The 13,582-nt window shown below is 38.5% G+C and carries 12 protein-coding genes; 6 read left to right on the top strand and 6 right to left on the bottom strand.

The window, feature by feature from the left end; translation table 11 throughout:
• Positions 1–21: 21 nt before the first annotated feature.
• The 3 genes from HC725_RS07150 to HC725_RS07140 all read right to left on the bottom strand — a co-directional run bounded on the left by HC725_RS07150 (position 22) and on the right by HC725_RS07140 (position 3,145).
• Positions 22–522 carry a protein disulfide oxidoreductase gene (locus HC725_RS07150; RefSeq protein WP_190331143.1) on the bottom strand — a complete coding sequence of 167 codons (501 nt, stop codon included), beginning with the start codon at positions 520–522 and terminating at the stop codon, positions 22–24.
• Complete coding sequence (locus tag HC725_RS07145; protein ID WP_190331142.1) at positions 519–2,639, bottom strand: protein-disulfide reductase DsbD family protein; 2,121 nt, start codon at positions 2,637–2,639, stop codon at positions 519–521. The genes HC725_RS07150 and HC725_RS07145 overlap by 4 nt, the downstream gene beginning before the upstream one ends.
• Positions 2,640–2,722: 83 nt before the next feature.
• Positions 2,723–3,145, bottom strand: coding sequence for a hypothetical protein (locus HC725_RS07140; RefSeq protein WP_190331141.1), 423 nt, complete (start codon positions 3,143–3,145; stop codon positions 2,723–2,725).
• Positions 3,146–3,436: 291 nt separating this feature from the next.
• On the opposite strand from HC725_RS07140, the gene abiEi reads away from it, so the two are divergent.
• Together abiEi and HC725_RS07130 are read left to right on the top strand one after the other, a co-directional pair.
• Positions 3,437–3,961: a type IV toxin-antitoxin system AbiEi family antitoxin gene (gene abiEi / locus HC725_RS07135; protein ID WP_190331140.1), complete on the top strand. Its 525-nt coding sequence runs from the start codon at positions 3,437–3,439 to the stop codon at positions 3,959–3,961.
• Between the two features lie 29 nt (positions 3,962–3,990).
• Positions 3,991–4,878, top strand: coding sequence for a nucleotidyl transferase AbiEii/AbiGii toxin family protein (locus tag HC725_RS07130; protein ID WP_190331139.1), 888 nt, complete (start codon positions 3,991–3,993; stop codon positions 4,876–4,878).
• Between the two features lie 110 nt (positions 4,879–4,988).
• Here HC725_RS07130 and HC725_RS07125 read toward each other — a convergent pair whose 3' ends face one another.
• The 3 genes from HC725_RS07125 to HC725_RS07115 all read right to left on the bottom strand — a co-directional run bounded on the left by HC725_RS07125 (position 4,989) and on the right by HC725_RS07115 (position 6,416).
• A complete protein-coding gene (locus tag HC725_RS07125) occupies positions 4,989–5,159 on the bottom strand; it encodes a hypothetical protein (RefSeq protein ID WP_190331138.1) in 171 nt (56 codons plus the stop codon).
• Between the two features lie 83 nt (positions 5,160–5,242).
• Positions 5,243–5,731 (bottom strand): hypothetical protein, encoded by a 489-nt coding sequence (locus HC725_RS07120; protein WP_190331137.1) that lies wholly within the window; start codon positions 5,729–5,731, stop codon positions 5,243–5,245.
• Between the two features lie 139 nt (positions 5,732–5,870).
• Positions 5,871–6,416, bottom strand: coding sequence for a hemerythrin domain-containing protein (locus HC725_RS07115; RefSeq protein ID WP_190331136.1), 546 nt, complete (start codon positions 6,414–6,416; stop codon positions 5,871–5,873).
• Positions 6,417–6,875: 459 nt separating this feature from the next.
• On the opposite strand from HC725_RS07115, the gene HC725_RS07110 reads away from it, so the two are divergent.
• The 4 genes from HC725_RS07110 (at position 6,876) to HC725_RS07095 (ending at position 13,495) form a co-directional block, all read left to right on the top strand.
• Positions 6,876–7,421 (top strand): HNH endonuclease, encoded by a 546-nt coding sequence (locus HC725_RS07110; protein ID WP_190331135.1) that lies wholly within the window; start codon positions 6,876–6,878, stop codon positions 7,419–7,421.
• A 90-nt stretch (positions 7,422–7,511) separates the two neighbouring features.
• Positions 7,512–8,687, top strand: a complete 1,176-nt coding sequence (locus tag HC725_RS07105; protein ID WP_190331134.1) for a DNA cytosine methyltransferase — start codon at positions 7,512–7,514, stop codon at positions 8,685–8,687.
• 67 nt (positions 8,688–8,754) lie between these two features.
• Positions 8,755–11,727 (top strand): sensor histidine kinase, encoded by a 2,973-nt coding sequence (locus tag HC725_RS07100; RefSeq protein ID WP_190331133.1) that lies wholly within the window; start codon positions 8,755–8,757, stop codon positions 11,725–11,727.
• Positions 11,720–13,495, top strand: a complete 1,776-nt coding sequence (locus tag HC725_RS07095; RefSeq protein WP_190331132.1) for a response regulator receiver domain — start codon at positions 11,720–11,722, stop codon at positions 13,493–13,495. Before HC725_RS07100 ends, HC725_RS07095 begins: the two co-directional genes overlap by 8 nt.
• Positions 13,496–13,582 lie beyond the last annotated feature (87 nt).

Genomic DNA, 13,582 nt, shown 5'->3' with positions numbered 1-13,582 from the left:
TGTTATGAAGATATATTGGCGTTAGCTCATCCATAGACGAACGAGTAAGCCGATTGGCGAAGTAAAGCCTGTGGTGATGTGCTTGATTTCACCTTTTCGGACAATAAAAATTGTTGGAGTAACATTCACTCCCCATTGCTGCCCAAGTTGACTGCGTGGATCGTTGATGTTGGCAAAGCCCAGTTGTTTATATTCAAAATAGCGTTGTAGTTTATGAGATTCACCTGAAGAGAGTGAAATTCCTACCGTTGGATAATAATCGCTCACCCAGTTAACACTCGGCGTAACAAACTGGCATACCGAGCACCAACTAGCCCAGAAATAAACCACGACAGGTTGCTCTTGGCTAAGCGCCTCAATATCTACCCATTGTTGATTGATATCTTCCGCTTTTAGGTTGAAGCTGGATTGAGTCGGAACCGATTGACTGCGCCACATGTCTATTGCCACTGAGATAACCACTAGCAGCGCAAGATACTTGAGAAGCCCAAACAGTTTTGACTTGAATGATTGGAGCGTCATAAGGATCTTCCAGATGCCTGTTCAATTGCTTGGATTACGTCATGACTTGAGTAAATCACCGGCAGAGGAATGCCTTGTGGAGCTTGAGGGCCGTAAACAATATTAAATGGCACGCCAAACCGGTTATAAGATTGCAAGAACTGGCTCACTTTTGAGTTCGGTACTGTCCAATCCCCTTTCATACGTACGATATTATCGGCTTGAAGTGCGCCATAAACCGGTTGTTGTAAAAGCACGCCGATTTTATTGGCCTTGCAGGTAATGCACCAATCGGCAGTGACATCGACGAATACGGTTTTACCAGCACTTACTTGCTGGGTGATTTCGGTCGTCGATAATTCTTCCCAACTCAGGTCAGGTGGTAGGGTTGTTTTCCAACTATCGGCAGTCAGACTACCCACCAACAATAAAGCCGATGATGCTAGCAAACCAATGCAAGCGATAATAGTGACGGATTTTGCGCCAAAGACTTGTAGGCTGCGCCAAATGAATCCGATTAGAGCAAGAATGCTGATTAACCATACAATCCAAGTTTCTAAGTGAGATGACAACAGCGTCATTAACCAGATTGTGGTGGCGAGCATCATTAATCCGAAAATGATTTTTAGCTTATTCATCCATTGACCAGGCTTTGGCAGTTTTAATGCTAAGGATGGACGTAAAGCAACTAAAATCCATGGTAGCGCCATACCCAGTCCTAATCCGGTAAAGATCAGAACCAAAGTGAGAAATGATGAACCTAAGGCGAATGCCACCGCTGTTCCCAGAAAAGGCGCAGAACATGGTGTGGCTAATAAGGTGGCAAACATGCCTTGAACAAAGTGGCCGGAATGATTGTTTTTGCCTTTACTGGCAAGCCATGTATTGATTGATGAAGGTAAACGAACTTCAAATAATCCCAACATATTGGCACCAAAAAGGGCAGTGATCATTACCATCAACCCAACAAATATTCCACTTTGAAACTGAATGCCCCAGCCAATAGATTGCCCAGACCATTTCAATATCAATAATGCGGCAGCAATAAGCCAAAATGAGGTAATGATCCCCGCAGCAGAGGCTAAAAATTGCATTCGTATCTGTGATTTAACCTTGTTCTCTGCTCCAAGAACAGAAGCCAACTTCATTCCAAGTACGGGGAGCACGCAAGGCATAATATTAAGAATAAGTCCGCCGAGTAAGGCAAAAGCAAACATGATCAATAAAGACGAAGAACTGGCCTCTAGTACCGGCGCATTTACCAAATCGACTTTTGTTTCCGCCAAGAACTGTTTATCGACAATGGTGACTTGTATTGATTGCTCATCAAGATCAGGGTTTCCTAACCAACTGGAAACATCAAACCAAGCCGTAAGTTGGTTACCTTTTATTGTGATGGTGGGATTGGAAAAGCTAGCGTCACTCACCGAGTCGGATTGACCATCAATAAAAATATCCGGTTGATCCCAGCTTTGAACGCTAGATAGTGATACTTCCAGTCGGTTGCGTGCTTTATCCCATTTCGCCTGTGCTTGTTTAACCATGGATGAACCTTGAGGCACCAAGCTGATGGCCTGAGCGTAGGTTCGCATTGCAGTTGAATCTGTTTGTAATTCAGATGGAGTAAACTCTAAATTTAATGGATAGTCGGTAATTACGCATACGGTTGAGCAAGAAGATAAACTTAAGTCTGCATCAAGATGAACGGGTTTGTTAATATCCTCAACTTGAATCGATAATGGGAAAACCACATCGTGTTTATAGCCTAATGTCTCAATTCCGAGTACTTTAAAACGATGAGGATGAGGCCATTTCCAATCGATGTTTTCGATATTAGAAGATCGCTGCCAATTAAGCTCTGGCGCAATGCCACCTTCACCGGGTGAGCGCCAATAGGTTTTCCAATCATCAGCCAGCTTGACTTCAATAAAGCCGATAACCGTATGGTTACTCGGATCAACTTGCCCAGTGAGAACAAATTTCACCTCAACAGGAGGGTGGTTAGGATCGCTTATCCAGCCAGTCGTTAGCGGAGCGGCCATTAAGTGAGTACTAAATAGTGCGCATAGCCCTAATAGCCAAACGCTAAAATTAGCAAGCTTGGGCTTAACATGTGTGAATACAGTAAAAAATTGCATTGATATTCCTAAAAATGAAAATAACAAAATACTATCGGCTTATTAGTGATAGATAAATTTATGCCTGACGAGTGCCAGTTGTTTCATTCTTGGAAAGTGCAAAACTCTAAATGACGTCGCCGTTTGGGGACGAGAGGTTTATGAAATATTCGATGAGAGGTAAGGCTAAACCAAAGAAAAACCGCAATTATTAAACTAGGGAGTAGGCTACTAATCACCACATTATCGAGTTGATGAAAATGAAATTGCAGTAGCTTTTCCGATAAATGGCATTCACTTTGGTTATAAATTTGAGATTTATTCTCAACGTTATTGCCGCTTAATGAAGTGAGGTCTTGAGTGGTATTACTTTGTAAAACACCGCTACTAGGCTGAGAAGCCGACACCGAGCAAGCCGCCGATAACACATTCATATTTTTCATCAGACACACCACAACCACCCACAGCACAAGAATTAGTGCCCAGCGAGTTGAGTTAGAAGTACGAAGATGATGCAGTGTTTTCAAACCTGACCTTTGGAGTAATGCTATTTATCAGACGACAGTAAAGACAGATGATGATGGCTTGAGTTCAAATCGGCATCTTTTTGATTGTAACTAGGTGTGAATAGGATGTTTGTTTATAGTGCTGAAAGAACGTCTCTATTTGATCCGTATGTTCACAGTAAAAAGGATGTATACCCGCCTTTAGGTCTACAGATTATTACCAATGAGGTAATAATCTGTAAACCAGTACCTTGCACAAGTCTAATGCCAGGTCTACACTAAGTGATTTAATTGGCAACTTAGTGTGGACCTATGGCAAAATCCGATGAACTACTAAACATATTCGCGAAAGCGGTTCGCGCAGGTGGAGGCATTCACAGTGCAACGGAACTTGCTTTTATGTTGGGTGTGCCCTGTGATCCTGCTTTTAGAAAACTCCTAGCAAATAGCGTAAAGAAGGGCTTGTTAAGACGGGTGGTGAAAGGGTTCTATGAAAGTATGATTACCCCCCCTGAGCCTGAGACGGCTATTTATAAAATCATCAAAAAGTTACGTAGTGGGGTATTGAATTACATCAGCTTAGAAAGCCAGCTCAGTCATACCGGTGATATTTCACAAATTCTGATGGGCAGGATCACTGTGGTGACTAAAGGTCGAAGTGGTTGTTTTGATACGCCTTATGGTGTGATCGAATTAACCCATACTAAAAGGTCAGTCGAACAAATCGCCCCTAATTTGTATTATGACCCCGACATCAAACTGTATCGCGCATTCAAAGAGCAAGCAATTGCAGATCTAAAGCACTGCCGCCGCAATCTACATATGCTAGAGAGCTAAGTATGAAGGGGGCGTAGAGGAGATAAAGTATGCTGAAGCAACAAATTCGCCAAATTGTACAGTCAAACCCTGACTATGCAGCAGTCACTCCCGTGATAGAAAAAGAGATCTTGCATCATGACATTATGGACGTGCTGATCAAGCAAGGCGTTATGCAGCGATTAACCTTTATTGGTGGAACATCATTACGCATGTGTTACAACAGCAGTAGGTTGTCAGAAGATCTTGATTTCAACGGTGGGCATGACTTCAAACCATCCGAGTTTGAGGGGTTGGAGTCCGAGATACAGACTTATATTCAAAATAAATATGAAACTGAAGTTTGGGTAAACAAGCCCTCTGGCGAGCAGCAAGGGGATACCGTTTCATGGAAGATTAGTATCGAAAAAGAACCTAATCGTCCTGATTTACCAAGACAAAAAATGCACATTGACGTCTGTGCTATCCCCTCATTCGATATCGAAAAGCGTCCCTTGATAAATCATTACGACATTGTTGTGCCGACTGAAGGCATCTTGGTTCCTGTTCAATCACTGCAAGAAACACTGGCCGATAAGCTTATTGCGTTAGCGTATCGATCAAGGCGTATCAAGCCTCGTGATATCTGGGATATTGTTTGGATTAAGCAGCGCGGGATTGATTTATCCAAGATATTGGTTGAGAAGAAACTCAACGCCCGACATAAGCAAATCGATGATTTTCAACAGGCGCTGTCTACTGCGTTAACCAAGTTAATGTCGGAAGAGGAAGTACGCAATGACTTTAATATGGAAATGAGTCGTTTTATCCCTAAGAAAATTAAAGAGAGAACCTTAGATAACCCAGAGTATTGGGCATACGTTCAGGGTGAGATAAAAGCCATCGCCTCTGAGCTACTTCATGACTCTACACCAAAAAATCCATTTGATATGGGGTAGTTCTTAATATTCGAACTTCATGAACTAGGACAGCTTGCTTGCGGGCCGATTGCGTATTAGTGCGCCCACCACGTTTGGTGAATGTGTATTGATGCCATTTATTGCCGAGTTTATTCATCAGCATTATCCTCAACCGGAGGGTGATTAGGATCGCTTATCCAGCCAGTCGTTAGCGGAGCGGCCATTAAGTGAGTACTGAATAATGCGCATAGCCCTAATAGCCAAACGCTAAAATTAGCAAGCTTGGGCTTAACATGTGTGAATACAGTAAAAAATTGCATTGGTATTCCTAAAAATGAAAATAACAAAATACTATCGGCTTATTAGCGATAGATAAGTTCATGCCTGACGAGTGCCAGTTGTTTCATTCTTGGAAAGTGCAAAACTCTAAATGACGTCGCCGTTTGGGGACGGGAGGTTTATGCAATATTCGATGACAGGTAAGGCTAAACCAAAGAAAAACCGCAATCATTAAGCTCGGCAGTAGGCTACTAATCACCACATTATCGAGTTGATGAGAATGAAATTGCAGCAGCTTTTCTGATAAGTGGCATTCACTTTGGTTATAAATTTGAGCTTTATTGTCAACGTTATTGTCGCTTAATGAAGTGAGGTCTTGAGTGGTATTACTTTGTAAAACACCGCTACTAGGCTGAGAAGCCGACACCGAGCAAGCCGCCGATAACACATTCATATTTTTCATCAGACACACCAAAACCACCCACAGCACAAGAATCAGTGCCCAGCGAGTTGAGTTAGCAGTACGAAGATGATGCAGTATTTTCAAACCATGCCTTTGTGAATGATGCGATCTAGCGACTAGGAAGACAGGTGATGCTGCTTTGAGTTTCAATCGGCATCTTTTTGATTGTAACTAGGTATGAATAGAAGGCGTTGTTGATATCTACCATCAAAAATTACAGTGTTTAATCCGGTATTTAAGGCGTGTGGGTAGCGACTTAAGCCCTCAAAGTAAGGGCTTAGGCTTTAATTTACTGGTCGGCTAATGCGATTGATTTAGGAAATAAAATGGTATCTTCAACATGAATATGATTGATTAAATCTTGGCAAAATTCAGACAGTAATTGATAGCAAGTTTGCCAGGTTTTACATGCCTCTTTTGGCGCTGTGAAATTATGAGTTACTTTTTGAATGGCTAAGACAATTTCATCGGCTTCATTGTGTTCGTGCAGCATCATGCGGATGGGATTACCAATGTGTCCAAAACAGCTTTGAGTCTGCTCTCCAGTGGCTAAACCGCAAATGGCAGGAAAAAGAATCTTCTCTTCCTTAAATAGGTGAGGTGTTAAGTCGTCAATAAGCGAATTAATTAAGGGTACTAAGGTTTGGATTGTTTCTGAATCGTCCCCGTGTGCTGCCAATAATTTTTCACCTAAACGCACTAATTCTGGGCCAGTTTCACGAATGTATTCATGATGCTCAGTAATGATTTTATCGGCTAGCACTTCCAATTTGAGAGTATCTAATTGTTCTAATGTTTCAGGGCTTAAATTGGTTACACCACAACGTAAAGACATAACAAACACCATATATAAAGAAAGGTAAGTTCCCATCATAAACTTTCAATATCACATCAACATGCCTATAAAGGAGTAAACAAGCCGTTAGTTCTCTTTTTAATGATACGAATCAATTTATGTGACAGATTAAATCCATTAAACCGGGTTAATATGCTTAGTGGGGGATTGACTAGTTGTGTTTTTTTATGAGTAATAAATTATCAAAGTTGAGCTTCCTCATTACTAAATAGGCTCTCCACTGATTCATCACTTATATGGGATTATAAAATTGATGTTTTTTATTTTCAGTATCAATAAAGTACGTCGCATTCTGTGTTATGGATATTTTGATAAACATAGCAGCAATGTTAAAGATAGCTATCCCGCCTCATACTTGTACCCTCTTTGATAAAATATTTTATACTATATATCTGTAAAGAAAGTGACATTTTATACCAAAGTGAAGGGGTGATAATAGTGGCGGTATACAACACAGCATCAGATTCAGCAAATACAGCTGTCCGAGCATTTTTAACTAAAGTCGGTGAATTTTATTTGGGACATTCGTTCAACACGGGGAGTGGAAAGGGCAAATCTGCTTGGATGGAAATTAAAGAAACATATTTTCAGTCATGTTGTGCATATTGTGGTGAAAGGAGTGAATCTTTACAGATTGAACATGTTTTGATGTTTAATAGAACTGAATATGGCTTACACCACCCAGGGAACGTTATTCCTTGTTGCAAGGGGTGCAATAAACGTTCTAGAAATGAAGATGCTACCTACAATAGTTGGGAAGACCATTTGGTGAGTATTTGCAATCAAAGAGGTGAAAATGTCCTGTTTGAAAGTCGAAAAAAGAAAATAATCGCTAACTTTGAAAGATATAATTATCCAAAGCTTAATGACAAGGAACGACATGCCATCCGAGTGATTGCAAATAGCCTTTACGACAATATAAAAATGGAGTCGGATAAATCATTAAACCTCTACAAGCAATTAGATGAAGCCTTCGTAAAATAAGAGGTGATTGTCAATATATGAGTCTTATGTTCGTAGCTATTTCACAATAAATCGGTAGAATATTGCGGCTGAGAATTTGAGGTTATATAAATGTCACATAAAGCTATTGATTTGTTTTCTGGTGCTGGCGGATTCAGCTTAGCTGCACATGGTTTAGGCTTGGATGTTATAGCAGCTATTGAGCTGGATAAGACCGCTGCTAAAACTTATCAATCCAATCTTATTGAAAGATTAGGGCAGAAAACCCGTCTGCTAAATGAAGATATTTTAACTATCAACCCGGAAGCTCTACGAATTAAACTTGGCGTTGAGGTGGGGGAGCTCGCTTTAATGCTTGGTGGGCCACCTTGCCAAGGTTTTTCCAGCCATAGAATTAAAAATTCAGGTGTTGATGACCCACGTAATAAGCTACTTCTCCGATACTTTGATTTTGTTCAGGAATTCTCACCAACAGCATTTTTAGTTGAGAATGTGGCCGGTTTGTTCTGGGAAAGACATAAATCCTATCTAGATAGATTTCAAGAATTAGCCGATGAAAATGGTTATGAAATAATTTTTTGCGATACATTAAATGCGAAAGATTATGGTGTCCCTCAAAATCGAAAACGAGCTTTCATTCTAGGAATAAAGCGAGATGTTGGTGTTAGTGAATCTTCCTTTCCGCCTGCCCCTACTCATTTTTCTCCTTCATCAAATGAAGTTAAAAATGGAAGGAATCGCTGGAGAACTGCCTCTTCTGTTTTTGAACCTTTGACTCCAGATCTAATAGAAAAATATATAGAACAGCATTTTCGCTTAGATCCTAAATTATCTGACGAGCAGGCTAGGGCGCTCCTTCAGAGTTTGGAATCGGGTAAACTAGTTGATGATGCAGATTTATGTAATATACATATGCAGCCTACCGAGAAAATGAAGCGACGCTTTCAGGCTACAAGGCTGAATGGTAGTCGTATGGATGCTGGACCAGAATTTGAGCTGAAGTGTCATTCTAATGGCTATGTTGGCCATAAAGATGTTTACGGTCGAATACAAATTCACTTACCGTCTAATACCATAACAACTGGCTGTAATAATCCATCTAAAGGTCGTTTTGTCCATCCATGGAAAAATCATGGAATTACGTTAAGACATGCAGCTCGGTTACAAACCTTTCCTGATGATTTTATATTTAAAGGTAGTACAACAGATCAAGCGAGGCAGATTGGTAATGCTGTTCCTCCATTACTTGGTAAACATCTAATAAATAATATAATAAATGGAACCTAATAAAAAAAGAGCCTATTATGTAGGCTATTTTTTTTGAATTTTTGCCACAAATATTTGAGAGTGACTCATGGTTTACAGCACGTCGTCTTTTAAAACTAGAGCTCGAACTATTGACCATTTAGGTCGGGAGCAAATAGCAGATTGTCCTACTGCAATATCTGAGTTATGGAAAAATGCTTATGATGCTTATGCTCGAAATGTTGAACTCCATTTATTTGATGGGGAAACTAACGTTGCGGCTATTCTTGATGATGGTCATGGTATGTCACGTCAAGAATTTGAAACTAAGTGGTTGACAGTTGGAACAGAGTCTAAAACTAATGGCTTTGAAATCCCTCTTGAAGATAGAAATGGTTTAGATCAACGGCCAAAGCAAGGGCAAAAAGGTATTGGTCGCTTATCTTCTGCGGCACTAGGGCCATTATTACTTTTGGTTTCAAAACGAAGAAAACAACAATTTGTTGCAGCTTTAATCGATTGGCGATTATTTGAAAATCCATTTCTTTATTTACATGATATCCGAATCCCTGTTACTGAGTTTTTAACATCTGTAGAATTAATAGAGCACTTACCTGGTTTATTTGACCAAATGATGGGAAACATATGGGGAGATAGTGATGATCTAGCTCGAAATCAACGTTTATCTGATGCCTGGAAAGAATTTTCAGCTCAAGAAGAGGCTGATGGTAAAGAATTTACTACTCAGAAAGAAATAGAAAAAACTCTGATAAAAGAGGTTTTTTCAGAAGAGCACTTTAATAAATGGTCTGTCTATAAAGGGGAGAGTGAACATGGTACAGCTATGTTTATTGCAGATATTATTTATGATCTTGAGGTTCAACTATCTAAAACTCCGCTAGGTGAAGCTGATGAATCAGAAAAAGCTACTCGAGATCGTTTTCACCATACCTTGTCTAATTTTACAGATCCATTTTCAAAAGGAAATGAGCCTTCAGTAAAAGGCTTCAACTGTCTTGTTAGGGGCTGGAAAGGCATAATACCTTTTGACCTTGTTAGTGAAGACCGTGAGTTTGATATAAAAAACCTTGAAGATTTAGAGCATGTTATAGAAGGGCATGTCGACCAAGAGGGGTATTTTAATGGTCGAGTCAAAGCTTTTGGAGTATGGAGTGATAAATTTACTGTAAAGCCCAAGTATCCCTATAAAACAAGAAAAGATACTGCTTTTGGAGCGTTTGATATTCGAGTTGGGACATTTGAGCTTAATATTGGTAGTACATCATTATCAGAACCACAACATGCTTTTTTTTCTCAGCAAGCTGAAAGGTATGGGGGATTTCGAGTTTATCGGGATGGTCTACGTGTTATGCCTTATGGTCGTGTAGATAGTGATTATTTCTCTATTGAGTATCGTCGCTCTAAAAATGCTGGCCGCTATTTTTGGGCAAACCGCCGTATGTTCGGTCGAGTGGCGATTTCACGACAAGCGAATCCAAACTTGAAAGATAAAGCAGGTCGAGAAGGAATCATCGAGAATAGAGCATCTAAATATTTTCGAGAAATTGTAGAAAATGTACTACTTCATTCTGCAGATAGGTTCTTTGGAAGGAAGTCTGATATTCGAGCACCAGCTTTGGCTGATATAAAAGAGCAAAAAACTTTAGAGAAGGCTGAGAACGATCGTAAAAAACTTCAATCTAAAGAGCGATCTAGAATTCGAAATTCAATTAAAAAAAATCTTCAACATTTAATATCTCACGTTGATAGATTATCTGAATTAAAAAATACCTTTAATAGTCGACTGTCGCTTAATTCTATTGATGAACTTCAGAAGTTGAAAGTGGAAATTGACACTTTTAATGAGGCCACACAAGGTTTTTCATTGAGCCCTATTCCATCAAATTTAGGGCGATTAGAGGATGATTATAAGGGGTATCGAAAATATGAGTTAACAGCTAAGGAATTGGTTAAAGAACTTACTTTCGTTGTCAATAAGGCTTTGAGTGAATCGACTCAGAAATCGGATTATGAAAAGGCTTCTGAAGTATATAGAAGTAAACTGGCTAGTATCAATAGCAGCATCACACGTTTTTCTGCTCAAGGAAAAGAGATGTTAGCCAAGCAAATACAACAGTTAGATGAGCTAACTAAATATTGTCGGGAACAATATAAGAGCATAGTTGAAGGAGATTTAGAGGATTTGAAGCTTGAAAAGCTTTCCTTATCGGTTGTGCTGGATAAATTAGATGAAGTACAAGCGAAAGTGGAAGTCGAAAATACTCAAAAGCTTTCACCTTATATTACTGCATTAGAGCGTATTAATGAGCAAATTGATTTAGAAGGCTTGGCTGTTTATAGTATGAATGAATCTCTTAAATATAGGGATGAGGTAGCAAGATTACACTCTCTAGCTCAATTAGGCATTACTGTTGAAATAATAGGTCATGAGTTAGAGGGACTAGATCAAATTATAGCGCACAGCTTAAAGAATTTACATTTAGATGGCTTAACTTCCACACAAGATAATTTGTTAGAAGCTGCTATTCATTCACATGAATCTCTTATGGATAAATTACGGTTTCTTTCCCCTCTTAAGTTATCAGGAAAGAAAGTTATTGAAAAAGTGACAGGTTTAAAGGTTGAAGATTATATACGATCTTATTTTGGAGAGCACTTTGAAAAAGCAAATATTAACTTTGAAGTGACAGATGATTTTAAGTCTATGGTTTTACAAGAAGTACCTTCTAGGATTTATCCTGTTTTTATAAATATAATTAATAATTCACTATATTGGTGTCAACGTAGTGAAATAGAAAATAGAAAAATCCTTTTAGATATAAAGGATGATGAAGTTTATATCTCAGACTCTGGTAGAGGTGTCGATGAAGATGATTATAATAATTTATTCACCTTATTCTTTACTAGAAAGCAAAAAGGTGGTCGAGGTGTTGGGCTTTATTTATGTAAGCAAAACCTTATGGCTGGTGGCCATAACATTCGCTACGAAACTCGGTCTGAGAAAAAGTTGCTGGCAGGGGCAAACTTTGTCATTGAGTTTAAAGGATTAACTAATGACTAATACAGTAGAAACTTATCAAGACTTAATTAAAGAAGCTTTTATTTCACCAATAAGAACAGTAACAGTCATTGATGATGAGTATCCAACACTACAAGAATTGTTGCAATCGTCAGGTGATAAAAAAGTTATAGCCAATACTAATAATATAGAAAGATTAATCAGAATTTCTAATATGTGCCATCATACACATGGTTGGAGTTTAGATGTTTTTGATGGTAAAGCCCCAAAAATTGGTGAGAATAATAATATCCCTGAACACTTAAATCATAGTGATCTTTTAATTTTGGACTACCATTTAGATGGTGAACCACCAAGTGATGATGGTAGTCGAGCAAGACGAATAATTAATGAACTAGACTCGAATAGTCATTTTAATATTATTCTTGTTCATACTAAAGGTGTTTCAGAAGATATCAGGGAAGTATATGAGGAAATACTTTTCGATCTTTATCCACTTAAAAAGCCAGATTATCTTGAGGTTCACGATACTATTACTGAAAAAATAGATGTATGGCTGGATAATAATAATGATGGTGAGGACTACTCTTGGTTGACTGATAGTTATAAAAAAACAGATATTCTTAAATTAATAGATAGAGTAGAACTGAATGATTTTAAAACTATAAGAAACCCTAAGCATTTATTTAATTCAAAAGCAGATGAAATAACTGATATATCTAAGGAAATGGATATCACCCAAGATGAGCTAGTTAAATGGAGGGTTCTTGAATTATGTGAAAAATCTGGGTTGGATTTTTCTGGTGAATCAAAGAATGACTTGAAATGGTTGTGGGAAGACAGTGGAAACAATTATATATCAACAGGAAAAGTATTTATTTCAGTTATACGTAAGGTTTCAAATGAGCCTGAGTCTGAGCTGTTCGAAGCATTAAGTAATTCACTTAATAGTTTAAATGCCTCTCCAATGCATTTATTAATGGCAAAGATCCGACATGAAATCGATGAGAGAGGGCTTGAGCAAGCTTTAAATATTATTTCAAATAGGCCAGCACAGGCTGGCTGGTTATATAATCTTCTTTCTCAATCGACAGATACTTTTGCACATGATAAAGCCATCGATCTACATTGGGAACAACTTGGTCGAGCATCTAAACAATCTTTGAGAGATTTTTCTCAAAGATTGGTGTCTTCTTTGAAAAATAATAATCAAGATAATAAAAAGGTCGTGAAGCAATTTTTTAACGATTGTATGGGGCAATTAGAGCAATCTTGTGGATATTTAAACGCTTTTACTTGCTCTATGCCTGTTGTTGGCAGCCATCTAAATACAGGAACAGTTCTTTTAATAGATGACGACTATTGGGTTTGTTTGACGCCAGCTTGTGATTTAGTTCCCAATCAGAAGCTATCTCATTGGGAAGATAGAATTGGTAAGGATCATTTAACATTTAAAGCAGTTAAACTGAATCCAGTGAAGTTAACTACAGCAAATGGAAAAGCCAATAATAATGAATTTTTATATTTAACTTCAGAATGCGGTTCAGAACTTAAAGTATTTGAATTCTCTAACGGAGAAAGCCCTATTTGGGATACATTTTATGCATCTAATCAGGGGCGTTTTAGTCCAGAGAAAAATATAGAGTTATCTTGTGTTCGCTTTTCTGAAGAGGGTTTAGATATTAGTGCTTCTGAAGCGAAAGTTGTATCAGAGTTACGTTATGAATATGCATTGAATTTACTTCAGAGATTGGGCTCAAACCAAACAAGGGTAGGTTTAGATTTCATTGAAAAAAGTAGGCTTTGGTAGGGCATATCAAGTATGTTAAATTTTAGATGCTCAGCGTCTTTTGTAAAAAAGCCCTCAACAAAGAGGGCTAGATTGGTATTTATTTAA

Source organism: Vibrio sp. S17_S38, assembly GCF_014694375.1.
Classification (GTDB): Bacteria; Pseudomonadota; Gammaproteobacteria; order Enterobacterales; family Vibrionaceae; genus Vibrio.
This window is presented reverse-complemented; position numbering and strand designations above follow the sequence as displayed.

Bases quoted from the DNA above. Each gene is read 5' to 3' on its own strand.
- HC725_RS07145 (WP_190331142.1), bottom strand. From the start codon at position 2,639: ATGCAATTTTTTACTGTATTCACACATGTTAAGCCCAAGCTTGCTAAT.
- HC725_RS07115 (WP_190331136.1), bottom strand. From the start codon at position 6,416: ATGTCTTTACGTTGTGGTGTAACCAATTTAAGCCCTGAAACATTAGAA.
- HC725_RS07150 (WP_190331143.1), bottom strand. From the start codon at position 522: ATGACGCTCCAATCATTCAAGTCAAAACTGTTTGGGCTTCTCAAGTAT.
- HC725_RS07105 (WP_190331134.1), top strand. From the start codon at position 7,512: ATGTCACATAAAGCTATTGATTTGTTTTCTGGTGCTGGCGGATTCAGC.
- HC725_RS07130 (WP_190331139.1), top strand. From the start codon at position 3,991: ATGCTGAAGCAACAAATTCGCCAAATTGTACAGTCAAACCCTGACTAT.
- HC725_RS07125 (WP_190331138.1), bottom strand. From the start codon at position 5,159: ATGCAATTTTTTACTGTATTCACACATGTTAAGCCCAAGCTTGCTAAT.
- HC725_RS07100 (WP_190331133.1), top strand. From the start codon at position 8,755: ATGGTTTACAGCACGTCGTCTTTTAAAACTAGAGCTCGAACTATTGAC.
- HC725_RS07095 (WP_190331132.1), top strand. From the start codon at position 11,720: ATGACTAATACAGTAGAAACTTATCAAGACTTAATTAAAGAAGCTTTT.
- abiEi (WP_190331140.1), top strand. From the start codon at position 3,437: ATGGCAAAATCCGATGAACTACTAAACATATTCGCGAAAGCGGTTCGC.